Here is a 24274-nt window from a genome sequence, read left to right on the forward strand (position 1 = left end):
AGAAGGCTCATCGAAGCCTAACTTCAAACTGTAACCAGGTCCAAGCGCCTGTTTCCCGCAAAGCATGTTAGGCTGTCGTGACAAGTTGCCGATTGGCAGTACCGCCTGAAGACTTGTAACAACAGCCTTGACCGGCTTCATACACAATGAGGACCGTAAAAAAGCAGCAGCCCATGACCCAGGACAGCTATCAACTGCAAAAGGGTGCCGCCGCCATATACGAGCAGCAAAAGGTGACGGCCATTTTCAGGCCTCTCGCGGAAGCAACACTTTCAAAAATCGATGTGTCTAATGACGAAAGCGTGCTCGACATTGCCTGCGGCACCGGAATTGTTGCAAGGGTTGTCAAGGAATTGGTCGACCCTGCCTTTCCCGTGACGGGCGTCGATCTGAACGAAGGCATGATCGAAGCCGCGCGGCTCCTGACAAAAAACAATCCGGGGGCTTTTCGTTGGCGTATAGCGGACGTCACAGCCATGCCCTTTCCGGACTCGAGCTTTTCGCTCGCGATCTGTCAGCAGGGACTGCAGTTTTTCCCCGATCCAGGGAAGGCATTAAGCGAAACTCACCGTGTCCTGCAACCGGGTGGAAGGATCATCCTCTCGGTATGGGCAGGAGCAAGTCAATTTTTCCTGGCGCTTGCCCGCGCCATTGAAACCCATGTGTCACAGGAATGTGCCACCCGCTCCCTCTCCCCGTTTTCATTTAAACAGCTCAAGGCAATTCCGGAATTGCTGGGTTCCGCAGGCTTCAACGCGGTGACCATGTCAGACCTAGCCATAAACCGCCATATCGAAAACCCGGAAGAGGCAATTCCCAGGGAAATTATGGGCAACCCCGTCGGTCCGGAAGTCTCCGCATGCGGTCACGCGGTTATGTCACGTATCGTTGACGACGTTTTAAAGGACTGTTCTGACCTACGAACCGGCACCACACTGACCTCACCGCAAACTGCGCGCGTATACTGCGCAAGAGCGGGCTGACGCAACCGCCGGATTTGCTCGCCCCCCCCTTTTCCGACCTGGTCCTCAAACGCCGAAAATCAACGCCTTGTCCTCCTCAGACAAGATCTTCCAGCTGCCGGCTTCCAGGCCGTCGACACTGAGCAGGCCGATGCGGCTGCGCGACAGCTCGGTAACGTGGTTGCCGGTGGCGGCGAACATGCGGCGAACCTGGTGATAGCGGCCCTCATGCAGGGTCAGGCGGGCGCTTGTGTCGCCGAGAACCTCCAGCTCGGCCGGTTTCAACGGCTTGTCCTCGCTTTCGAGCATCATTTCGCCGGAGGCAAAGAGGGCGGCCTCGTCGCCCTTGAGCGGCCTGTCGAGCGTGACCTCATAGACCTTGGGAACTTCGGATTTCGGCGAAATCACCTTGTGCAGGAAGGTACCGTCGTCGGTAAACAGCAGCGCCCCGGAGGTTTCCTTGTCGAGCCGGCCAATGGTCGACAGTGGCGGCTTGCGCATGCGGAACCGGTCCGGCAGCAGGTCATAGACCAACCGTCCCTGGTCCTTGGTCGAGCAGGTGTATCCAAGCGGCTTGTTCATCAGGATAACCACGCCCTGGTCGGGATCGAGCGGCTCGTCATCGAACCGGATGTCCTCGTGCGCGGTCTTGGCATCCGCCTTCAGGCGATTGCCGTCCCGGTCGGTCACCCAGCCGTTCCGGATCGCCATCTGCATTTCCTTGCGGCTGCCATAACCGAGATTGGCGAGAAGCTTTACCAGGCGCATGAATGTGCTCCTTGAGAAATACAGATACTGTTCCTCTGTCCTGTGAAAGACAGTTGACCTTGCCGCTTGCTCCCCTCTCCCACCTTGCGGGGGAGAGGGGAGCGACAGCGGGCAGAGGCGGGTGTCGGGCGGTTGCGGCAATCTGTTGAGCCGGGTTCTCGCAGAGGCTGGTCACCCCCCTCTGTCTCCTGACGGAGACATCTCCCCCGCAAGGGAGGAGAAGGGAGTTTGCCGAAAGGACGCAGAACACCAACCAAGGTTGCACCCGCCAATTTGGCCGCACGCCTCACCTACCGCCCACCCTTGGCCTTCACCGCCTTGATGACCTTGTAGCCGCCTTCGTCGGCGAGCTGAGTGACATCGGCGAAGACCGAACCGAGCGTCTTCTCGTAGGGCAGGTGCCGGTTGGCGACCAGGTAGAACTCGCCACCCGGACGAAGGCCACTTGCCGCCGCCCGGATGAAGCCCTGGCCGACATCGGAGCGGTCGGCCTTGCCGGTCTGATGGAAGGGCGGGTTGGAGACGATGAAGTCGTAAGGACCTTCGATGCCTTTGGTGACGTCCGACCAGATGCCGGTCATGCCGCGCTTGCCCTTGAAGACGGCGAGGTTCTGTTCTGCAAGATCCAGCGCGCGTTTCTCGGCTTCATAAAGATCGAGGGACGTGACCTTCGGTGCTTTCTCAAAGACGGTTCTGCTCAGATACCCAAAGCCTGCGCCAAGATCGGCACCACGGCCCTTCAGCGTCTCCGGCAAGAGATCGGCAAGCAGTTTCGAGGCCGGGTCGATCCGGTCCCAGGCGAAAATGCCCGGCCGGCTGGTCCAGGCGCCATCGAGAACGGGGCGCGGCGCGTCGAGCGCCAGCCACTCGGCGAGCAGCGCCTTGTCGAATTTTTCCGGTTGGACCGTTTCCCAGACCACGCGGCATTTGTTCTTGGTCAGCTTCTCGGCACCGCCGAGCAGGTCCTGAAGGTCTTTTTCAAGGGTCTTCGCCCCTTCGGTGTTAGGGGCGCAGGCAAGGACGAGCCCGCCGGGCTTTGCTTTGGAGGCAGCCCGAGCAAGCTGTGCCCGCGCCTCCTGGCGCTGGCGGCCCGGCAGGACCAGCACAAGGCCGAAACCGTCGCCATCCGTTTCCGGTTCAACCGTCAGACCGGCTTTCTGCAAGGCATCCCGGTCCGGAGCAAAGCTTTGCTCGCAGAGGAGGTCGACGCCGTTCAGCAGCGAGAGAGACCGCCCCGCACGGGCGCGCAGAAACAGAGCCCGCGCGCCGGCGGGCAGATCCAGGTCGCCGGTTTCAAACGGCAGAAGAAGGGTGTCGAGCGCGGGATCGGACATGAAAGGCTTTCAGCAGACGAACAGGTGCCGCGCTCATACTCCGCAATCGGCGAAACGTCAAAAGATCGCGTCGGAGCGGAAGGTTTTTCCATCGACCAGAAGGTTGACCGGCAACGAGCGGCCGTCCTCCGTCACGCTGACTTCCAGAAGCAGACGATCCCTGTCCATGCGCTCGATCTCCAGCCCCTCGCCCTCGGGAAGGAAAAAGGCATCGATGCCGTAATCGACCCGGATCTCTTCGGCCGTCGCGGAACGGACTGTGCCGGCAATCGCCAGGGTGCCGAGTTTGGACCGGTCCCTGGCGACGGCCACCGGTTCTGCCGCGCCATCCACTTGTGGTGCCAGTTCCACGAAGATCCTGTCGCCCGCGTTGAAGCCGTCCGCGCCTTGAAGGCCGGCGGGCAAGCGTGTGATCGCCAGGTTGATGATGACGTAGTCCCCGCGCAGGAGATCGCGTGGATCGACCGGGACAACGGCCAACCGCACCACATTGCCGCTGCTTTGCACCGACAGCCGATCCGCCAGCGGGATCGCGATCAGGCCAAGCTGAATGAGTGCCAGCAGTCCCCAGCGCAGCCAGGGCGACAAGCGGATCCGATTTTCCGGAGACGTCTCCACATCGACGGTCATGACGGCACCTCACCGGCTTCGGTTGCGAGTGCTGCGGGCGGCTGTCTTCGTTTGAACAGGCGGGCAAGCCACAGGGCCATCGCCAAGAGAACCAGGCCGGCCACCAGGAAAAACAGGGACTGACCGAGCAACGAGCCGATGGTGACTTCCAGCAGCCAGAGGGCTTCGGCCGTCAGCGCCAGATAGGCACACAGCATCCAGAACCGGTTGTTGTACCAAGTGCCGAGCGCGCAGAGACCGATGAGCGACGCCAGAGAAACAGCCGCCAGAACAAGGACATTGCTGGTGACCACCGGCAGCAGGACGGCAACCAGGGCCAGTCCGGTCGCGGCAAACAGCGCGCGAGCCTTGGCGCTCTGGAAGGAGAGCACCAGCCCGAGCCCTGTCAGGACCAGCCCCCCCACGAGCGGCAACAGGCCCGGCAAAGGCAACAGGCCCTGGTAAGACAGGTCATCTGAAATCTCGGGCACCAGGATCAGGGCAAGCACGATCAGAACGGTAAGGACCAGCATGCCGACATCCTGCAGGGACCGGGCCATCAGCCAGTGGCCGTGATGGCGCAGCGGCCGGTCGCTGGACCATTTCACGTAGAGATCCGCCACCGGGTCGAGTTGCAGCATGATGGCGCTGAGCCCACCGGCGCCGGCCAGGAACATGGCAACGACAATATCGTCCCCGGAATTGAGAAGATCAGCCGTCTCGCCGAACCAGCGGCCATAGGTCACCCAAAGGAGCGCGATTGCCGCCCAGCGCGTCAGGCGCGAGGGAAAGAGCACCGGATGGACAAAGACGGCCACGGTAAGGAGCAATCCGACCAGCGTGGCACCTAGCTCGGGCGCACCGACATCCGCGCGCATCACCTGCCAGGTGATCGCAGCGGCGGCAGCGACCGTCAGCGACGTCTTCGAGCCGCTCAACCACGCGGCTGCCAGGCCGCCGAGACAGACCAGAAACGCACCGCCCGCCCAGTCCGACGGCAGATGGAAGATCTGCCCGACCAGAGCCATGCCGCCGACAAAGACAAGCGTGGCGAAACCGGTCGCCAGGTCGGCGATGCCCTTGCGCCCCTTTTGAGCCGCCAGAGCCGCGAGGCCGTGACTGCCGGTGACCAGCAAGGCGATACCGATCAGCTTTGCCGTCTTCGGAATTGCATCCCAATTGGCGGCGATGAAGGCGAGCACTGCCAGGGCCACACAGATCACACCAATGCCGGCCAGAGCCATCGGCAAGCGCGACCTGCCGTCATCCTGCTCCAGCTCCTTCAGGATCGCGGTGGCGCCAACGGAGGTGACCCAGCCTTTCGAAACCCAGCTTTCCAGATTGTCTTTCAGACGTTTTTTATAGGTCCAGTCGAACATACGTGAGACCGATCTCCCTCTCCAAGCCGCAGCATCGAAGCACATTGTGACGCTCAAGATAGGTGGTCTTGAGGCAGATCGGAAGAATGCGATTGGGACTTGCTCATCGCATGCGGCAAAAAACGCAATAAAATCAGCCTTGGAAATTTTCCGGATATTTTTGTTGTCCCAAAATGGGCCTCGGGGCTTGAGACGGGAAGCGATCTTGCTATTCTGTTGCCACACTTCCGGCCCTGTAGAAAATCCCGATGGTCTGCGGAGCCGACGCGACAGCCGACATTCGCCAGCCAAGCGAAAAGCCGTTTCAGATCAGAGCCGCACTCCAATAATAAATCCAGGGGGGCTCTGTGGGGCGTCCGAGAGGCCCGGACGCCCCTTTTTACCTATTCAGCCGGTTCTTCGGACTTCTTGGACGCGCTGCGCGGCTTGCGCGCGGCTGTGGTCTTAGCGGCCGCCGTCTTGCGGGCGGCAGGCTTACGGGCCGCCGGTTTGCACGGCGAAGCCTTCTTCGGAGCCGCGACTGCCGCAGCCGGGACCGGTGTCTTGCCAGCCTCTTCGATCGCGGCCTGCGCGTCGACCTTTTCCGGCTCCAGTTTCACATCGGAAGAGACCAGTGGATCCTCGGTAATGTCGCCGGAGACCGGCGGCAGGTCGAGCACCTTGTGGAATTGCTGCAGGGTTTCCAACGTGTGCGGCGTCATTTCATCGATCGCACCAGGAATATAGCGCACCACCTTCGCCGCAAGTTCGCGCTCTTCACGCGTCTTGAGCAGTTTGGGCAGCGCGGCGAGCGCCTGCTCGGGGGCAAATTCAGTGATCAGGGTCTGTTCGTGCAGAATGAAGCTGCGCGCATCCTGTGTCAGCGACTTGAACGGCTCGTCCTGAGTCAGGACACGCGCGGAGCGTTCCAGGCGGTCGCGGCGGACATTGCCGCGGCTTTCGGCAAGCAGGATCAGCATCCGGATCACCGCTTCGCAGAAACCTCCTTCCTCGATATGCATCAGAGCCGCCTGAACCGGCGGCAGGCTGCGCAATTCGTCCTTGCGTTTCAGGGTACGGCCCGGCTGTTTCGTGCGGCCGAACCAGCGCATATAGGGCGATCCCCACAGGCTGTAGAACAGGTTTTCATAGGCGGTGTCGCGCAGGTCGCGGTAGAGATCCAGGGACTGCTCGAAAATGGCCGCATTCGCCCGCTCCAGATCCGTGAACGGGTTGCCCTCCTCTACGGGCGTGCGCTCCGCCCTGACCCGTTCCGCCCGATCCGGAAGCCAGGACAGGAACGGATTGAGACTGGACATCATCGTCCGTTGCACACGCAGGGGATGGGTCTTGCGGCGCAGATCCGCGCTTTGTTCGGTGACACCGGCCTGCACGAAGGGGCGCACGCAGACATCATAGAACTCGGCCTGCTGTTCGGACGCACGGGCAACGGCAGCGAACGGAATTTCATCGTCGCGGCCGTCGTCGATCGATTTCAGATCGTCCATTGTGCGTTCGTGGAAACTGACCGTGAACTCGCGTTCCAGCAAACCACCCTCATAGTCGTCGATGGTCATTTCATAAAGACCCGGCGCCAGCGCCTCGATGGTCTTCAGGGTTGAGGTGACCTCCGTGTGCTCTTTCTTGGCGATCTTCGAAGATACGAAAATGCCGAGATGGCCGACCTGATCGTGGATCATGTAGATGATCCGCTGGCCGCGAATGGCGATCTCGCGCTCGTCCGTATAGGTGTCCATGATCCAGTTGAGCGCCTGCTGCGGCGGCGTGATGTTGTCGCCCCAGCTTGCAAAGGCAATGATCGGCGCCCGGATCTGCTTGATGTCGACATTGCGGCCGGGTTCCAGCTGGGCTTCGTTCTTGGACAACCGGTTGCCGACAAAGAGCTGTTCGACAATCCATTTCATTTCAGCTTCGTTCAGAAGGAAATAGCCGCCCCACCAGCGTTCGAATTCGAGGAAGCGTTCCGGCTCGGTGTCGACCCTGGCATAGAGGTCGTAATATTTGCCGAAATAGTTGCGCGCCGGATTGAGCAACTCGAAATTCTGGACAATATCCGCGCCGTCGAACATGCCATGACCGAGATCGGAAAAATACATGGCGTTCCAGGTGCCGCCGAGAATGCCGGCATTGTAGCGCATCGGGTTTTCGCCGACCCGGCCGGACCAGGTCGCCACCGGTGCACCGTTGAGGATCACCGGACCGGTCAGGTCCGGGTTGGACGCGGCCAAAAGCAGGGTTGCCCAGCCGCCCTGGCAATTGCCGGTCACGACCGGATTGGGAGCGTCCGGATGCAGCTCCATCACCTTGCGCACGAAGGCAGCTTCCGCATGCATGACATCGGCCAGGGTCTGGCCTTTTTCCGGCATGCGCTTGAAGGCAACAAAATAGACCGGGTGGCCGTCCCGCAGGGCGACACCGACCTGGCTGTCCGGCTTGAAGCCGCCGATGCCGGCGCCGTGGCCGGCGCGCGGATCGATGATGATATAGGGCCGTTTCCAATCCTTGGGATCGCGGCAGGGCAGGTCTTTCGGTGGCACGATCTTCAGGAGCATGTAGCAGGACGGCCGCGGCAGGTCCGCGCCATCAAGTACGAGCTCGTATTCATAATTGAGAACGGGCGGGCAGCCCGCCTCCTCGTGTTCCAGAAAAATGTCGCCGCGCTGGCGCAGCGTGTCCATGGTCAGGATCATGCGCTGAGACGAGTCCCGCCAATACCTTTCCCATGCTTCATAAAGCGCGCCGGATTTCTGGGCCGTGCTCATGCTCTCGACCGCCTTGCCGAAATCCGACATGTTCTGCTGCCAGCGGTCCTTGTGGGCCTCAGATATACTGCTCATATGCTTGGTCAGGCCACGGCCCATCAGCTCCGCCATGTTGCCGAGTTCGGTCGCCTGGGCCTGAAAACGTGTCGCCTGTTCTGAAGGGCCCCAGGCGGTCGCGTCGCGCAGCGAATTCAGGAATTCGTTCTGGCCTTTTTCAAACGCGTCAAAAATGTCCTTCATCAGGACCTCCTATCCAAGAATACTGTAACCGCCGTCGATCGGATGCACGGAGCCGGTGACGTTGAAAGCCTCCCGGCTGGCCAGAAAGGCGGCATAGGCGCCGACATCGTCGATCGTCGCCAGATGATGGGTCGGTGCGCGTTCCGCAGCGTCGTTCAGGAGCGCATCGAATTCGGCAATGCCGGAGGCCGCGCGGGTCTTGAGCGGTCCCGGCGAGAGCGCGTGCACGGAAATACCCTTGGGGCCCAATTCCGCGGCAGCGTAACGGGTCGCCGCTTCAAGGGCCGCCTTGACCGGGCCCATGACGCCGTAATTCTCGACCACCTTCTGCGCGCCCATGAAGGAGACCGTCATGCAGGTGCCTCCCTGTGGCATCAGCGGCTCGGCCCGCTTGATCAGGCGCAGGAAGGAATGCACGGAAATGTCCATGGCCAGCCCAAACCCGTCCGCGGAACAATCGACGACACGGCCATGCAGGTCTTCCTTCTTGGAAAAAGCGATGGAATGCAGCAGCGTGTCGAGCCTGCCCCACTTGTCCTCGATCTCGGCGAAGAGCGTGTCCAGCTGGGTTGCGTCGCGGACATCGAGCGGAGCGATGATTTCGGCATCGAGCTCTTCCGCCAGCGGCCGCACGAAAGGCTCGGCCCGCTCGTTCAGATAGGTGATCGCAAGATCGGCGCCCTGTGCCCGGAACGCCCTGGCGCAGCCATAGGCAATGGACTGGTCGTTGGCGACGCCGACAACAAGGGCTTTTTGGCCCGTCAAATCAAACATATGCGCACTGCTCCTGACATCCGGTCCGACGGATGCGGCACCAAAACCGGCCGGCCACCACAAATCGCAGCCTTAAGCGCAAACCGAAACTGCATTGCAGTGCAACATAAACCTTGTGACGGAACAATGACCTTTCAAGGGAAATACGGGTTAGTGCGGATGGATTTTGGCAATTGTGCGGCGCGGAAAACACCAACAAATTCCCTCCGATTGCACATCTTTTCGTTCTTACACGCTCGTCATCCCATGGCTTGACCATGGGATCCATGCCGTTGATCCGGTCAAAGGTTTATGTGCCTGTGGGAGGTCACGGCTGAATTGCAGGATCAAGTCCTGCAATGACGAAGTTACAAGATAAAATACGGCGCCCCGGAGACCGGGGCGCCGCATCAGTTCGACGCAGTCGATGGGGGCCGATTACTGCAGGTCGAACCTGTCCGCGTTCATGACCTTGGTCCAGGCGGCGACGAAGTCCTTGACGAATTTCGCGCCGTTGTCGTCCTGGGCGTAGACTTCCGCATAGGCCCTGAGGATGGAGTTCGAGCCAAACACCAGGTCGGCGCTGGTCGCGGTCCATTTCAGGGTGCCGAGCTTGCGGTCCCGGATTTCATAGGTGCCGCCCGAAACCGGATGCCAGCTGTTGGACATGTCGGTCAGGTTGACGAAGAAATCGTTGGTCAGCGCGCCTTCCCGGTCGGTGAAGACACCGTGCTTGGTGCCGCCGTGGTTGGTGCCGAGCACACGCATGCCGCCGACCAGAACCGTCATTTCCTGGGCGGTCAGGCCGAGAAGCTGGGCCCTGTCGAGCATCATTTCTTCCGGGCTGACGGCATAGTCCTTCTTCTGCCAGTTGCGGAACCCGTCCGCGAGCGGCTCCAGAACATCGAAGGACTCGGCGTCTGTCTGCGCGTCGGTCGCGTCGCCGCGGCCCGGTGCGAACGGAACAGAGACATCGAGACCGCCGGCCTTGATGGCCTGTTCCACACCGAGATTGCCGGCCAGAACGATGACGTCGGCAAGGGAGGCACCGGTTTCAGAGGCAATCGGCTCAAGCGCCGCCAATACCTTGGCAAGCCGTGCCGGCTCGTTGCCTTCCCAGTCCTTCTGCGGAGCCAGACGGATACGGGCACCATTGGCACCGCCGCGCTTGTCGGAGCCGCGGAAGGTGCGGGCGCTGTCCCAGGCGGTCGCGATCATCTCGGACGTGGTCAGGCCGGAGGCCGCGATCTTGGCCTTGACGGCGTCGACATCATAAGAAGTCGAGCCTGCCGGAATCGGGTCCTGCCAGATCAGGTCTTCAGCCGGAACGTCCGGACCGAGATAGTTGACCTTCGGGCCCATGTCGCGGTGGGTCAGCTTGAACCAGGCGCGGGCGAAGCAATCGCGGAAATAGGCTTCATCGGCCATGAATTTCCGGCAGATCTCATTGTAGGTCGGGTCCATTTTCATGGCCATGTCCGCATCCGTCATCATCGGATCGTGACGGATCGACGGATCGGTGGCGTCAACCGGCTTTTTGTCTTCCGGCATATTCACCGGCTTCCACTGATTGGCACCGGCCGGGGATTTGGTGAGTTCCCATTCGTAGTTGAACAGGTAGTCGAAATAGCCCATGTCGAACTTGGTCGGCTCCTGGGTCCACGCGCCCTCGATACCGGAGGTGAATGCCTTGGAGGCCTTGCCGTCCTGGTCCGGATTGGCCCAGCCGAAACCCTGTGCCTCGATACCGGCCGCTTCCGGCTCGACACCGATATTGTTACCGGCGCCGCCGCCGTGAGCCTTGCCGACGGTGTGGCCGCCGCAGGTCAGGGCCGCGGTTTCCTCGTCATTCATGGCCATGCGCTTGAAGGTTTCCCGCACATGCGCGCCGGTCTTGATCGGGTCGGGCTTGCCGTCAACGCCTTCCGGATTGACGTAGATAAGACCCATGTGAACGGCCGCCAGCGGATTTTCGAGGGTCGAGGCGTCGTCGGTGCTGTCGTAGCGGTTTTCGGCAGGCGCCAGCCATTCCTTTTCAGCGCCCCAGTAGACGTCGGTTTCCGGACCCCAGATGTCTTCGCGGCCGAAACCGAAGCCAAACGTTTTGAAGCCCATGGACTCATAGGCCATGTTGCCGGCGAGGATGATCAGGTCGGCCCAGGAGAGTGCGTTGCCGTATTTCTTCTTCACCGGCCACAACAGGCGGCGGGCCTTGTCGAGGCTGGCATTGTCCGGCCAGGAATTCAGCGGTGCGAAGCGGATGTTGCCGGAGCCGGCGCCGCCGCGGCCGTCCTGCATGCGGTAGGAGCCGGCGGAGTGCCACGCCAGGCGGATCATCAGACCGCCGTAATGGCCCCAGTCGGCCGGCCACCAGTCCTGGCTGTCGGTCATCAGGGCGCGAACATCGGCCTTGACCGCTTCGTGGTCCAGCTTCTGAACGGCCTCACGATAATTGAAGTCCGGGTCCATCGGGTTGGTGCGCGCGCCCTTCTGATGCAGAATGTCGAGGTTCAGCGCATTCGGCCACCATTTCGTGACCGGATTGTCCATCTCCGTGTTGCCGCCATGCATGACCGGGCAACCACCTGATTTATCGACCTTAGCGTCCATTATCCTCTCCAATTCGCGTGTTGGTGCGTCGCACCGGCTCAGACAATATCGGCCTGCTGACAGATGTGTGACAAACGGGCCGTCTTTATTGGTGGGAAGCGCTGCAGGTCCCTGCAAGACCAGGGGGGCTGCGGCGTTTCGAAGCTCTTGCGTAAAGCGGTCCCCGCCACCGCTGATCCACCAGCGGCTGCCGAACCACTCTTTACAAGTTCTAAACTAGCAAAGCCGAGCGATCAGAAGAAGTTGAATTTTCTGATTGATTTGATAAGAAAAAATTATGATCAACATCACCCTCAAACAATTGCGCTATTTCGAGGCGCTGGCCAGACACGGTCACTTCGGCCGCGCCGCGGAAGCCTGCGCGATTTCGCAGCCGGCGCTCTCCATGCAGATCAAGGAAATGGAAGAGCTCCTCGGCGCGCCGCTGCTGGAACGCGGTGCAAGGCAGGTCCGCCTGACCCAGTTCGGCGAGGTCGCGGTCGAGCGTGCACGCGAGATCCTGCGTGCTGCCGACGAGCTTGGCGATCTGGCGCGTGCCTCGCGCGACCGGCTGGTCGGGCGCCTGCGCATCGGCGTCATCCCGACCGTCGCGCCCTACCTTCTGCCGCGGGTCGTCGGCAATCTGACCGCGAGCTATCCCGAACTTGATATTCACGTGCGCGAGACGGTCACGCCGAAACTGATCCAGGAGCTCGGTGACGGCCAGCTGGACACCGCGATCGTCGCCCTGCCCGTCTCCGAGACATCCCTCGACGAAACCCCACTGTTCGACGAGCGCTTCGTCCTGGTCCGCTCGGCGCGGGAGGCAAACGCGCCTATGCCAAATGCCGACTCATTAAGGGAAATGCGCCTGCTGCTGCTGGAGGAAGGCCATTGCTTCCGTGACCAGGCTCTGTCCTTCTGCAACTTGCCCTCCGGTCCGCCGCGCGAGGTTCTCGACGCCAGCTCGCTGTCGACCCTGGTGCAGATGGTCAGTGCCGGCATGGGGGTTACACTGATCCCGGAAATGGCTGTTCCTGTGGAGACCCGCTCGGCGTCCGTTGCCATTTCCCGCTTCGAGGCACCGGAGCCCAGGCGCACGGTCGGCATGGTCTGGCGCAAGTCCAGTCCGCTTGCCGGGCAGCTCGCCGAGATTGCCGAGATCGTGCGCCAGGCGGCGAACAATCTTGCGGATCAGTCCCTAGGCCTGCTGCCGACCACCCGCTAACGCGTCACGGCTGACGATTGCTCACGCGCCAGAAAAACGTCGCCAGCCCCAGAACCGCCATGCCGGCGGCAAGGCCGAGCAGCACCGCTCTGGCATCGTCACCGGCGGCAAACAGCGCCACCACCAGGCCGGCAAGCGGCTGGGACAGGTTGTTGAGGCAGATGATGGCGCCCGTGGTCTTGCCGAATTCCTCAGGCGGGATGATTTCCTTGCGCAGGGTACGGACATAGATGTTGAACATCTTATCGAAGCCGGCGATCAGCAGGAACCCGGCCGCATAGACCAGCGGATGAGCGCCGAGCCCGGTCAGGACCGCACCAAGGCAGATCAGGCCGTAGGCGGTCAGGCCGAGCGTTGTCAGGCGGAAGGCGACATGAGCGGTGAGTGTCAGGACCGCGAGCGTCGCCAAGGCGCCGCCGACCTGCAGCCAGGCATAGACCTGTTCGCTCTGGGCGAAAAAGCCCGTCATCATGGCTGCCGCAGTCGCCAGCGTCGCGCCGATGATCAGGTTGACCCCGGCCGCCTGCAGGATCGCCTGCATCAGGCCAGGCAACTGCCAGACCAGGGTCAGGGCGTGTTTCAGGTCAGCCACCGGATGCCGGACCGGTCCGCCTTCTGGAAGCGCTGTCATACGCGCCTGGCCGGGCCACAGAAGAAAGGCGAAATCGGCCAGCACGAACAGAACAGTCGCCACGACAACCACCGCCTGCCACGGCCAAAATGCCATCAGATAGGCCGCCACCAGCGGCCCCAGAACGACGCCCATCTGCGCGGCGAGCTGGCCGTAGCTGGCAACCTTCTCGAAGCGCTGATCGGCAAAGGCGCGCACCAGCACCAGTTCCAGCGCGAGCAGGCCCTGGGTCGTCAACACACCGACAATTGCGGAGAGACCGATCAGCCACCAGACGCCGCCAAAGGCGATCTGACCGGCGATGCCAATGACGCAGGCCGCGGCGCGCAGGATGCGGCTGAAGCGGAGCAGCAGGATCGGCGAGACCCGGTCGCACAGGATCCCGGCGATGGGAAAGGTCAGGTAGCGCGGCAGGGTCTCGAAGAAAAACGCCAGGCCCGACCAGGCGACATCGCCGGTGATCTGGAAAATCACCAGCGGCACCAGAAACAGAAGGATCTGGTCAGCCAGAACCGTCAGGAACATGGACGCGAAAAAGGCGCGGTCGCGGACAAGCATCGGGCGGCTTTCAGGAGATCAGGAGTAGCAGGCAGGCGCGTCACATCTAGCACCTGTACCCCTGCTCCGCAAGCCGCAGAAACGCAATACCTAAATCGATTTAATTCTTATCCTGACCGATCGCGCCGGGCCTCGCCGGGCCCACTTTAGACAGCCGCCTAGCCTCACACCTTGCGGGCTACCACGAAGCGGCTGAAAGGCGCCGGATAGGTACCGGTCTCGATGATCTCGAACCCGGCGCGGCGAAGCCTTTCCTCAAGCTCTTCGAAGGAGAACAGACTGACATAGGGAGCCTTGCCGAAGAGCTGCATGATCTTGATCAGCGGACCGAACAGCCATGCCCGTTTCTTGAGACAAACCGTTTTGGAAATGTAGAGCCCGCCGGGTTTCAGCAAATCGCGTACCCGTGCCAGCAGGTCGTCAGGATTTTCCACGAGGTGGAAGAAATTGAAGGCCAGGACCGCATCATAGCCATCGCCCTGCGCGTCGGGCAGCTGAACGCGTTCATCGAACGCGTCCGCCGTCAGGAAACTGAGCCCCTCATGCGGAACACCGCTGTTTCTCTCGCTCGCCAGTTTCTCGTTGGCGATCTCGATCATGCCCGGTGCGAAATCCGTCGACAGGTAGGACTTCACGTTCTTTGCCAGAAGAAGCGCGGTCGATCCGGTACCGGCCCCAAGTTCCAGAACGCGGTCTTCCGGTCCCAGGTGCTCTATGGTTCGTTCGAGCGTTTTCTCGTAGGCTGCCTGATCCTTGATTTTCGACGCGGCATATTTACGCGCTGCCTTGTCCCAGAATCTTGTCGAAGGTGTCATGTCATTCGTCCATGTGATGGCCATGGTGTCTCTTTCCATATCATGCTGTTCGCCGAAACGATGCATCCGTGTTGTCTTGCAGTGACTGGTGTCCTGCGTTGGTTTTCCTCCCGGCGATTGCCGTGCTCCAGAGCCGTGTCCACGCACGCTGACCTACCGGCAATTCTTCAAGATCGCCAAGCCCGTGGTGCCCCAGCCACGTCTTGACCACCCCTGGATCAAGGCGCTGCGTGCGCCACTTGAGATGAATGTAGGTTCCGAACGCCGACTTCCGGGTCAGGACCAACAGCAGCTTGCCGCCCGGCCTGAGCACCCGGCACATCTCACTGATTGCCGCCTCCGGTCCCGCAAGATGCTCTATCGTGTGCGCACAGATCACCCGGTCGAAAGACGCGTCCGGGAATGGCAGGTCCTGAATGTCCGCAATCCGTCCCTCGAAGCGACGCGGAAGCGCCGCCAGGTTGGATTGCGCCTCAGACAGCATGCTCGGTGAAATGTCGACGACAGAAAGGTCGAATACGTCGGTCATCTCGTTTGCAAAGGCCCTGGACAAGGCACCGGTACCGACCCCGCAATCGAGAACGCGCAGCGGGGCGCCACCGACGGTGCTGCCACCCTTTGCAAAGCTGGTCATCAAATGCTGGTAAGCCTCGAGAAAGCCGAGCTTCGTCAGCTTTCCCGTCCACATCGACGCCTCGTCATCATAGGCCTGACGCAGATCATCCACCGAATAGCCACGCCGGCTCACGGCAATCTGCCAGGTTCCGAACCAGCGCTCGAAGACGGGTATCTTCGGTTTCTGCATGTCCGGCGTCACTTCTGGCCGCTCCCCCGGTTGCGCAGGCCGATCATCTCCAGGAAGCCGCGGCCCACGTTCCGTCCACCGGTTGGGGACGCAAGGAAACACAAAACGGAGAAACCGGTTTTGAGAAGCTGCAGTGTCAGTGATTGAGAGCTCATCGGGCGATCCTTTCCAGCCCCAGATACCCCCTAAATAAATGAATATAAATTGCGGAAATTCGCCTGGATGATATACATTTTTGCATGAACTGGCAGAGCATAACCTTCGACTGGAACCAGGCCCGCGCGTTTCTCGTGACCGCCGAGGAAGGGTCGTTGTCTGCCGCGGCCCGGGCGCTCGGCCTGACGCAGCCGACGCTGAGCCGGCAAGTAGCAGCGCTGGAGGAAACCCTTGGTGTCACGTTGTTCGAACGGGTTTCGAAGTCTCTTGTCCTGACCGAGGCGGGTGTCGAGCTCGCCGAACATGTGCGCAGCATGGGGGACGCCGCGAGCCGTGTATCGCTCGCGGCCTCCGGCCAGTCCCAGCAGGTAGAGGGCCTTGTGACCATCTCGACAACCGACCTCCTGGCAACCCACGTCCTGCCAGACATTCTGGCCGAGCTCAGGGAAAAGGCTCCCGGTCTCGAGATCAAGATCCTGTGCACCAACAGCCTCAGCGACCTGCGGCGCAGGGAAGCCGATATCGCCATTCGCCACGTGCAACCCGATCACCCGGATCTTTATGCCCGCAAGCTGCGCGAGGCGCCCGCGCGCATCTATGCCGCGCGGTCCTATCTTGAGAAATTTGGCGGCAAGCAACTCAAAAAAGACGCGCACCGGTTCGATTACATCGGCTTCGGCAACAGCGAGGAAATGGCCGGCCATCTCAAGGCGTTCGGCCTTGATGTCACCGAACGCCACATCAGGCTCGGCTCCCCCAGCGGGGTCGTTGCCTGGCAGTTCGTCCGGGACGGCATGGGGATCTGCATCATGGCCGACGAGATTGCCAACCGCTGCCCGGAGGTCGTGCCCGCATTCAAGGACTCCGAACCAGTCACCTTTCCCATCTGGCTTGTGACCCACCGTGAATTGCACACAAGCAGGCGCATTCGCACGGTGTTCGATCACCTGGCAGAGGGCCTTCTCGCTGTAGACCTGACCGTCGTCGACGACGACACCTTTTGCTGAGTTCTCGGGCTTGTTAAATCCAGAGCCGATCTGCGAGTTATCCGCCGGGAATTTCACATTAACCGGCTGTTAGGCCACCTTGGCCCTGCAAAGACAACTCGCCCGGATGGGGATGTCGGCACGGGCGATCGCCTGATCCAGCAGCAGCTTGACATGAGGCAGCTCAACCGTCTCGCCTCTGCGCACCAGGCATTCATGCAGGCCATGCAGCGCCCAGACATTGCGTGGATGCTGGCTCGGACGGGGCAGCTTGCCATCAAGACCCAGATCCGCACGATAAACCGCCTCGGCTTCGTCGAACGCGCCGGCTTCCATCAGCAGAGCACCGAGCGCGTGGCGCGTCGGCTGCGGCCAGGACCAGGGCTCCTCGTATTCCAGGCCGTCATCCAGTTCGACGGCCTTGCGCAAATGTGCAAGCCCCTTTTCCTGGCGTCCGGCCTTGAAGGCGACCTCGCCCTGCATCATTTCGTCCGCCACGGCAAGAACATCGCGGGCCGAATTGTTGAACAGCATTCGTGTGTCCGGCACCGCCGCATAGGCAGCCGTGAACTCGGCCATGGCCGCCTCGGCCTCCTTGTGACGGCCGAGATTGGCGAGAGCCACGGCCTTTGCATAAAAGATCAACGCATTGGTCGTGACGTAGAGCTCCTTGTCCCTGGGCTGTTCCAGCTCAAGGATCTCCTGCCACATGCCAAACCGGATATAGACATGCGGTGCGGCGGCCACGAAGGTCTCGAAGATGTCTGGATAGGACCGGACAACCTCGTCGGGGACTTCTTCGCGCAGGCGCGCAACGGCGTCCACCGCCGCTGCCTTCTGCCCCAGGAACATGGCTCCGAAAAACGCAAAATGCAGGTTGTGAATGCGGTAAAGCGCATAGAAATTCGCCGCCCCCGCATAGACCTTGAACTTGTCGTCCACCTTTGCCGCCGCGAGATTGCGGTAAAGGACGTTCTGGTACTCGCCGCACAGGACATCGATATGAGTGCCCATATGCACAAGGTGACCGGCGTCCGGCACAAGGTCCTTCAGCCGGTCGCCGTGGCGCAGCGCCTTTTCAGGGTGCGGCGACATCTCCATCAGGTGGATATACATGTGCAGGAGGCCGGGATGGTCCCAGGCACCCGGAACCTCGTCAAAGGCCCGTTCCAGAACGGCAACGGCCTCCGTCGTGGAGCCTTCGGGGTTGGGCACACCGGTGTGAAAGTCCCAGAGTTGCCAGGGCGTGCGGTTCATCAGAGCTTCGGCGTAGAAACAGGTGATGTCGAGATCATCCCTGTTGGCTTCGTAGACCGGTTTCATCGCCGCGGCAAAACCGTCATTGAAGGGCTGATAATCCTCGATCCCCGGGTCGGTCGGGTAACGCGACGCCAGCGCTTCGAGAAGGGCGCGCTCCACCGGCCGGGTATCCTGAAGCGCCAGTCCTGCCGCGAGAGCCGCATGGGCCCGGGCAAGGGCCGGTGCTTTTTCTTCCGGCGTGAACACTTCCCAGGCCTTGTTGTAATTCGGGCCAATGCCATAGGCGATGCCCCAATGGGCCAAGGCACAGGCCGGATCGGCCGCTACCGCCTTTTCGAAACAGACGATTGCTTCCTCGTGGTTATAGGCGAACAACCAGACAAGGCCGCGGTCAAACCAGGTCTGTGCGACCGGATCGGAACTCACGGGGCGGGTATAAGACCCGAGATCAAAATAATCCGACATGAAAATGCCCCCGAAATACGTGCAATCGCATCCACGCTGAGAACCAGGCCGCTGAAAGCTGGCCTCTTCCGACCACGCTCAAACGAAACAGACGAACTGTCCGGCCAACAGCCTGAAACGAAACTTACGCAGGTGCAACATTAAAATCCTACAAGCACCAATGATAGCGACAAGTGCGCCAACCGTTCAGGTCTAACAGAGGCAAGTGGCAGGCTTTACGAAAAGGAAGGGCAATAAAGCGAAGACTATGGCGCTCGCTCAGGCGACGTCACCTCACCTCAGCATCCAGTTCAGCACCAGCCGCCAGTCGGTCATGCGGATCGGGGTGCCGTGGGTGCCGGTGTCGAAGAGGGTGAACTTGATCGGGTAGTTCGGGGCGCGCTGCTTGATCTGCTTGAAGAAATTGGCCTGGTCTTCCCAGTCATAGACCTGGTCGAGCGTGCCCTGGCCCATATAGATCGGCACGTTGCGCCGGAGCGCGCTGGAGCCGAGGAAATTCGGGTCCTTGGGCGAGCCGAGCAGCATGATGCCGCTGAGCATCTGCGCGTAATTGCCGTCGCGCACCAGGTTCCAGCAGATGATGCCGCCCATGGAGCCGCAGGCGACCACCACCTTGGCGCGCGGCGACAATTGCTTCTGATACTGGATCAGCGCGGCGACATCGGCCGTGCCGCGCTTGTCGAAATGTGTGATGTCGACGGTCAGATAAGCGCCGCCGTTGCGGACCATCAGGTTCTGCACGCGGTTGAAATTGCCGCCGAAGGAAACATCGTTCATGCCCTGGAAGCGGTTGCCGCCCTGGCCGTGAATATAGATGACGATGGCATTCGCCCCGCCCTTCCACTTGCCGGTGCCCATATATTCAATGGTCCGGCCGTTGGCTTTCAGCTCGGCGCTGCCGCGGCCGCGCTTGGGCTTGTAGGAGACGTAATTGCCGTAGACCCGGCGCTCGTCGACCTCGTCCCGGTCGCGCAGGTCGCGCTGCTTTGAATATTCCACCACCAGGAAATCGCCGTCATAGAGAGTTTCCTGGATCTTCTTGTAGCGGAACAGCCGGTCCTTGTAGGGCTTCAGCATCTCCGCCTGGGCCATGGTCACGCCGGCCAGGGCAATGGCGGCGCCGAGCAGAACCGTTCTGGCGAGACCGAAAGGTCGGAGAGTGAAAAACCGGGGCAACATGGATCGTCCTTCGGGTCTGGCAAATCATGCGTGTCAGATTAGCCATAACCTAAGCGGCGTCCCGCGACCATGCAATTGGCCGCTTATCAAAACCCGGTGCGGATTTCCGCCGATAGCCCCCGGCTTCGGAAATGCCGGCAGGACGGGATAGCAGAAGCCAAGCCACGTCAAACCGTTTCTCAGCACCCCTGCAAATTGTACCAAGACAAACCGCCCGTTTTATCCACAAGTGCCGTCCGCCCTCTGAATAACCTCCTCGCAAAATGCGAATTTAAGGGTTTGGTAACCATAAAAACGAAGAGTGACAGTGAGATAAGGCCCGAGAAGCCACTCGTTCAGACAATGCACGGCAAGGTCAGGAGAGCCAAGATGCCAGTCATTTCCTTCGCAAACGCAAAGGGCGGCGCCGGGAAAACCACGGCCGCCCTGCTGCTGGCGACAGAAGTCGCGGCACGGGGAAAACGCGTCACCATCTTCGATGCGGATCCGCAAAAATGGATCTCCAAGTGGTTCGAGCTGCCGAAGTCCCGTCCGGGCATCAGCGTTGTCAGCGAAGTCTCACCAGCCTCGATCACCGAACAGATCACCTATGCGGCCGAAACCTCCGACTATGTCATCGTCGATCTGGAAGGCACGGAGAACCTGATCGTCGCCAACGCGCTGTCGGTCTCCGACCTGGTGGTGGTGCCAATCCAGGGCTCGTCAATGGACGCCCGCGGCGGCGCCAAGATCCTGACCTTGATCAAGAAGCTGGAAAAGATCGTCCGCCACGACATCAAGCATTGCGTAGTGCTGACCCGCACCAATGCCGCGGTCACCACCCGTGCCATGAAGGCGGTGCAGGACTTCCTCGCGGCCCAGAACATCGACGTCCTGATGACGCCGATCGTCGAACGCGCCGCCTTCCGCGACATGATGGAATTCGGCGGCGGCCTCGCCGATCTCGATCCGTCGGTCGTCAGCGGTGTTGCCAAGGCACGGGAAAACGCCGCGCTTTACGCCGCCGAGGTGCTGGAGCGGGCGATCACCGTACCGAAAAAACGCTGGTACAACGTCTTCAAGCGGGCCAGCTGACGGAAAAACCACGAGGATCTTCAAAGCCGGGCCCTGCCCGGCTTTTGTATTTCCAGGACATGTCTTCACCATCGTCCTCCCGGCCAAGCGCAGCGCGAGCCGGGACCGGGGAGGCACAAGCTTCTGGAACCAATTCGTCCCCGCCGACCGCCCGGCTCCCCGGTCCCGGGTCTTCGCTGCGCTGCGCCCGGGAGGACGAAATCGAGGTTTTCAGGACTTGAAAGCCAAGCTCTCCTCGCTTTGCGTTTGGCCTATCCACTCACTTTGTCGTCATCCTGAGGGCCGCTTCAGCGGCGTCTCGAAGGATCGGCTGCGCATGCTGGAGCAAGTGGCCGGATCCTTCGAGACAGCGCTGACGCGCTTCCCCAGGATGACGATCGGAGTTGTCGCAACAGCCTCAAATTACAACCATTCTCGCCTTCCGATAGCCCTCTCGGCGAAGTCGCGTTAGAGTTTCAACCGACTCAACCGCCTCTGCATGAGGTGGCTGATCTATCGGGAGACCATCATGCGCGCGCTCTTCACCCGCCCCGCCCTCACCGGCCTTGCCTGTCTGCTCCTTGCCGCCTGCAATGGCGAGGACGGCAACATCGCGCTCGGCAATCTTGAACGCGACCGGGTGGCGCTGACGGCGACCGCCAACGAGGTGCTGATCGACCTGCCCGTCGCCCAGGGCACCTTCGTCAAGAAGGGCACGGTGCTGGCGCAGCTGGACCCGGCCGAGCAGCAGGCCATCGTCAACCAGGCGACGGCCGAGGTCCAGAAAGCCAAGTCAAACCTGGAAAAGCTGCAGAACGGCGCCCGCGCCGAGGACATCGCCAAGGCAAGGGCGACTGTCGCCGGCGCCAAGGCGTCGCTTGTCGAGGCCGAGGCCACCTTCAAGCGCTTCAACGACCTGACCGGCCGCGGCACGTCCAGCCAGGCCCAGCTAGACAGTGCCCGGGCCAGCCGGGACGCCGCCACGGCCAGCCTGCAGAGCGCCGAACAGGAGCTCAAGGAACTGGTCGCCGGAACACGGCCGGAAGATCTCGCCATTGCCAAGGCCGAGTTGAATGCGGCCGAGGCCAGCCTTGCCACCCAGCAGAAGATCCTTTCCGACCTGACCATCACCGCCTCGCGTGACGGCGTGCTGGACAACCTGCCCTGGAACCTCGGCGAACGGGTCACCATCGGCAGCCCGGTCGCGGTGATGCTGGCGGGCGACGCGCCCTATGCCAGGGTCTATGTGCCCGAACCCCACAGGATCAAGATCAACGAGGGCGACAAGCTGCAGGTCAGGATCGACGGACTGGACACGCCGATCGAGGGCTCCGTGCGCTGGATCAGTTCCGAGGCCTCGTTCACCCCCTACTACGCGCTCAACCAGTCGGAACGGGCCCGGCTGATGTATGTCGCCGAAGTGCAGCTGCCCGACAGCGCCAAGGACCTGCCCAACGGCGTTCCGGCCCAGGTCGTGCTGCCGTGACCGGAGACAACGGCGATATCGTCGTCCGCGCCGAAGGCCTGGTGAAGAGCTTCAAGGGCTTCCGCGCCGTCGACGGGCTGGATCTCACCATTGAGCGCGGCATGATCTACGGCTTTCTAGGTCCGAACGGCTGCGGCAAGACCACCGCCATGCGCATGCTGACAGGACTTCTGACCCCGACCGAAGGCACGGTCGAGGTGCTCGGCCTGTCCGTGCCCAAGGACGCGGAAACACTGAAATACCGGATCGGCTACATGACCCAGACCTTTTCGCTCTATGGCGACCTGACGGTGCTGGAAAATCTCAATTTCATGGCGACCATCTACGGGCTGTCCGGCAAAAAGCGCAAACAGCGCATCGGTGAGGTCATGGAACGCTATGAGCTGACCGATCTTGGCAAGCGCTTCGCCGGCAAGATGAGCGGCGGCCAGCGCCAGCGCCTGGCGCTCGCGACCGCCGTCCTGCACGAGCCGCAGCTGCTCTTTCTGGACGAGCCGACCTCGGCGGTCGATCCGGAATCGCGCCGGCATTTCTGGGAACAACTGTTCGACCTGGTCGATGGCGGCACCTCGATCGTGGTGACCACACATTTCATGGACGAGGCGGAGCGCTGCCACAAGATCGCGATCCTGGAATCCGGTCAGAAACGGGCAGATGGCGCGCCAAAAGACCTGATGAACGCCATGGGGGCGAATGTGGTCGAGATCGAGGGTCCCAATCTCAGAGACATCCGCAGGCATCTGCTTGGCAGCGACGGCATCATGGCCGCCGCCCAGCTCGGCGCAAGGCTGCGGGTACTTGTCAGGCAGGAAATCACCGACCCGGCGGAATTCCTCAAAGCCAAGCCTGAGACCAATGGGGCCAGCCTGATCGAACAGGTGCGGCCGAACCTGGAGGATGTCTTCGTGACAGCGACGGGGGAAGGCCGCCAATGATCCGCCCGCTCTCCCGCATTGCCGCGATCTTTTCCAAGGAACTGGCGCAGCTCCGCCGCGACCGTATGACCTTCGGCATGGTGATCATGATCCCGCTGATCCAGCTGATCCTGTTCGGCTATGCCATCAACACCAATGTGCGCGACATTCCGGTCGCTGTCGTCGACCAGAGCCAGACCGGTCTCAGCCGCATCCTGATCCAGATGGTCGAGGCGACCCGGGTGGTGAAGGTCACCGAGCGCTATGTCACTGTTGAAGAGGCCGAGGACGCCATCAAGGCGGCGCGGGTACGGGCAGCGTTCATCCTGCCCGACGACCTGTCCCAGCGGGTGGCCCGCTCGCCCGCGGTCGGCCTCGGCACGCCGCCGTCCACGAACGAGGAGACCAGCCGCCCCGTGGCGCAATGGATCGTCGACGGTTCGGACACGATGATCGCCAGCTCGATCAAGGCGCTACGCAACATGCCGCTCGCCGAGCTCAACCGGCAGGCTCCGAACCGGGCAACACCGACCTTCGAGGTCGCCCTCTTCTTCAACCCGGAACAGCGCACGGCGATCAACATCGTGCCCGGCCTGGTCGGCATCATCCTGACCATGACCATGATCATGTTCACCTCCGCAGCCATCGTGCGCGAGCGCGAGCGCGGCAACATGGAAATGCTGATCAACACGCCCGTGCGGTCGATCGAGCTGATGATCGGCAAGATCATCCCCTATATCTTCATCGGCCTGCTTCAGACCGTGATCATTCTGGGGCTCGGCCACATCCTCTTCAACGTGCCGTTCGGCGACAAGACGGTGGATCTCTTCGTCGGTACGCTGCTTTTCATCGGCGCCAGCCTGTCGCTCGGCCTGGTGCTGTCGACCATCGCCCAGAGCCAGCTGCAGGCGACCCAGATGACGGTGTTCGTGCTGCTGCCGTCGATCCTGCTGTCGGGCTTCATGTTCCCTTACGAGGGCATGCCCGTGATCGCGCAATATATCGCCGAAGCCTTCCCGGCGACCCATTTCATGCGCATGATCCGCGGCTTTGTGCTGCGCGACGCCAGTCTCCTCGACCTGCACCGCGACGTGCTCTGGATGATCGGCTTCTTCGTCATCGGCATGGTCGTCGCCGCGCTCAGGTTCAAGAAGCGGCTGGATTGAGTTTTTTTTTCGGCTTCTTTCTCTTTTCCAGAGCGTCATCCTGAGGAGGACCGTCAGGTCCGTCTCGAAGCAACCGTGTTTGTTATGTGATCATAGGCTGCCATTCCTTGTCGTCTCTGACCATGGCGTTGAGAATGGTCAGGAGCTTCCTGGTGCAGGCGATGATCGCCTGTTTC

At 61.4% G+C, this 24274-nt stretch carries 19 protein-coding genes; 7 read left to right on the plus strand and 12 right to left on the minus strand.

Annotated features, from left to right (window positions below; genetic code table 11):
- The first annotated feature begins 173 nt into the window (after positions 1-173).
- On the plus strand, positions 174-983 hold the full coding sequence (locus M0H32_RS25015) for a class I SAM-dependent methyltransferase (protein WP_248158928.1): 810 nt from the start codon (positions 174-176) through the stop codon (positions 981-983).
- 45 nt (positions 984-1028) lie between these two features.
- Here M0H32_RS25015 and M0H32_RS25020 read toward each other — a convergent pair whose 3' ends face one another.
- The 7 genes from M0H32_RS25020 to katG form a co-directional block, all read right to left on the minus strand.
- Positions 1029-1730, minus strand: a complete 702-nt coding sequence (locus M0H32_RS25020) for a pseudouridine synthase (RefSeq protein ID WP_248158931.1) — start codon at positions 1728-1730, stop codon at positions 1029-1031.
- Between the two features lie 290 nt (positions 1731-2020).
- The gene (locus M0H32_RS25025) at positions 2021-3064 is read right to left on the minus strand and encodes a class I SAM-dependent methyltransferase (RefSeq protein ID WP_248158933.1); all 1044 of its coding nucleotides are present in this window, start codon (positions 3062-3064) and stop codon (positions 2021-2023) included.
- Between the two features lie 57 nt (positions 3065-3121).
- Positions 3122-3694 carry a GDYXXLXY domain-containing protein gene (locus M0H32_RS25030; protein ID WP_248158935.1) on the minus strand — a complete coding sequence of 191 codons (573 nt, stop codon included), beginning with the start codon at positions 3692-3694 and terminating at the stop codon, positions 3122-3124.
- Positions 3691-5052 carry a DUF2157 domain-containing protein gene (locus tag M0H32_RS25035; RefSeq protein WP_248158937.1) on the minus strand — a complete coding sequence of 454 codons (1362 nt, stop codon included), beginning with the start codon at positions 5050-5052 and terminating at the stop codon, positions 3691-3693. The genes M0H32_RS25030 and M0H32_RS25035 overlap by 4 nt, the downstream gene beginning before the upstream one ends.
- A gap of 383 nt (positions 5053-5435) precedes the next feature.
- On the minus strand, positions 5436-8054 hold the full coding sequence (locus M0H32_RS25040; RefSeq protein ID WP_248158939.1) for a DUF3141 domain-containing protein: 2619 nt from the start codon (positions 8052-8054) through the stop codon (positions 5436-5438).
- A 9-nt stretch (positions 8055-8063) separates the two neighbouring features.
- Positions 8064-8828, minus strand: a complete 765-nt coding sequence (gene fabI, locus M0H32_RS25045) for an enoyl-ACP reductase FabI (protein WP_248158941.1) — start codon at positions 8826-8828, stop codon at positions 8064-8066.
- Positions 8829-9245: 417 nt separating this feature from the next.
- Positions 9246-11417: a catalase/peroxidase HPI gene (gene katG, locus M0H32_RS25050; RefSeq protein ID WP_248158944.1), complete on the minus strand. Its 2172-nt coding sequence runs from the start codon at positions 11415-11417 to the stop codon at positions 9246-9248.
- A gap of 277 nt (positions 11418-11694) precedes the next feature.
- Between katG and M0H32_RS25055 the strand changes: the two genes are divergently transcribed.
- Positions 11695-12624, plus strand: coding sequence for a LysR substrate-binding domain-containing protein (locus M0H32_RS25055; RefSeq protein ID WP_248158947.1), 930 nt, complete (start codon positions 11695-11697; stop codon positions 12622-12624).
- Positions 12625-12628: 4 nt separating this feature from the next.
- Here M0H32_RS25055 and M0H32_RS25060 read toward each other — a convergent pair whose 3' ends face one another.
- The 3 genes from M0H32_RS25060 to M0H32_RS25070 all read right to left on the minus strand — a co-directional run bounded on the left by M0H32_RS25060 (position 12629) and on the right by M0H32_RS25070 (position 15445).
- Complete coding sequence (locus M0H32_RS25060) at positions 12629-13813, minus strand: MFS transporter (RefSeq protein WP_248158950.1); 1185 nt, start codon at positions 13811-13813, stop codon at positions 12629-12631.
- Positions 13814-13977: 164 nt separating this feature from the next.
- Entirely contained in the window at positions 13978-14628 is a 651-nt protein-coding gene (locus M0H32_RS25065) for a class I SAM-dependent methyltransferase (protein ID WP_248158952.1), read from the minus strand.
- 40 nt (positions 14629-14668) lie between these two features.
- The gene (locus M0H32_RS25070; RefSeq protein ID WP_248158954.1) at positions 14669-15445 is read right to left on the minus strand and encodes a class I SAM-dependent methyltransferase; all 777 of its coding nucleotides are present in this window, start codon (positions 15443-15445) and stop codon (positions 14669-14671) included.
- A gap of 227 nt (positions 15446-15672) precedes the next feature.
- Here M0H32_RS25070 and M0H32_RS25075 point away from each other — a divergent pair, with 227 nt between their 5' ends.
- Positions 15673-16596, plus strand: coding sequence for a LysR family transcriptional regulator (locus M0H32_RS25075; RefSeq protein ID WP_248158957.1), 924 nt, complete (start codon positions 15673-15675; stop codon positions 16594-16596).
- 69 nt (positions 16597-16665) lie between these two features.
- Here M0H32_RS25075 and M0H32_RS25080 read toward each other — a convergent pair whose 3' ends face one another.
- Together M0H32_RS25080 and M0H32_RS25085 are read right to left on the minus strand one after the other, a co-directional pair.
- A complete protein-coding gene (locus M0H32_RS25080; protein WP_248158966.1) occupies positions 16666-18300 on the minus strand; it encodes a hypothetical protein in 1635 nt (544 codons plus the stop codon).
- Positions 18301-18573: 273 nt separating this feature from the next.
- Positions 18574-19479: an alpha/beta fold hydrolase gene (locus M0H32_RS25085; RefSeq protein ID WP_248158968.1), complete on the minus strand. Its 906-nt coding sequence runs from the start codon at positions 19477-19479 to the stop codon at positions 18574-18576.
- A 369-nt stretch (positions 19480-19848) separates the two neighbouring features.
- On the opposite strand from M0H32_RS25085, the gene M0H32_RS25090 reads away from it, so the two are divergent.
- The 4 genes from M0H32_RS25090 to M0H32_RS25105 all read left to right on the plus strand — a co-directional run bounded on the left by M0H32_RS25090 (position 19849) and on the right by M0H32_RS25105 (position 24098).
- Entirely contained in the window at positions 19849-20553 is a 705-nt protein-coding gene (locus tag M0H32_RS25090) for a ParA family protein (RefSeq protein WP_248158970.1), read from the plus strand.
- 508 nt (positions 20554-21061) lie between these two features.
- Positions 21062-22018: an HlyD family secretion protein gene (locus tag M0H32_RS25095; protein ID WP_248158973.1), complete on the plus strand. Its 957-nt coding sequence runs from the start codon at positions 21062-21064 to the stop codon at positions 22016-22018.
- A complete protein-coding gene (locus tag M0H32_RS25100) occupies positions 22015-22953 on the plus strand; it encodes an ABC transporter ATP-binding protein (RefSeq protein WP_248158975.1) in 939 nt (312 codons plus the stop codon). Before M0H32_RS25095 ends, M0H32_RS25100 begins: the two co-directional genes overlap by 4 nt.
- The gene (locus M0H32_RS25105; protein ID WP_248158979.1) at positions 22950-24098 is read left to right on the plus strand and encodes an ABC transporter permease; all 1149 of its coding nucleotides are present in this window, start codon (positions 22950-22952) and stop codon (positions 24096-24098) included. Before M0H32_RS25100 ends, M0H32_RS25105 begins: the two co-directional genes overlap by 4 nt.
- Positions 24099-24274 lie beyond the last annotated feature (176 nt).

The organism is Roseibium sediminicola (assembly GCF_023156505.1).
In the GTDB taxonomy this organism is placed as follows: Bacteria; Pseudomonadota; Alphaproteobacteria; order Rhizobiales; family Stappiaceae; genus Roseibium; species Roseibium sediminicola.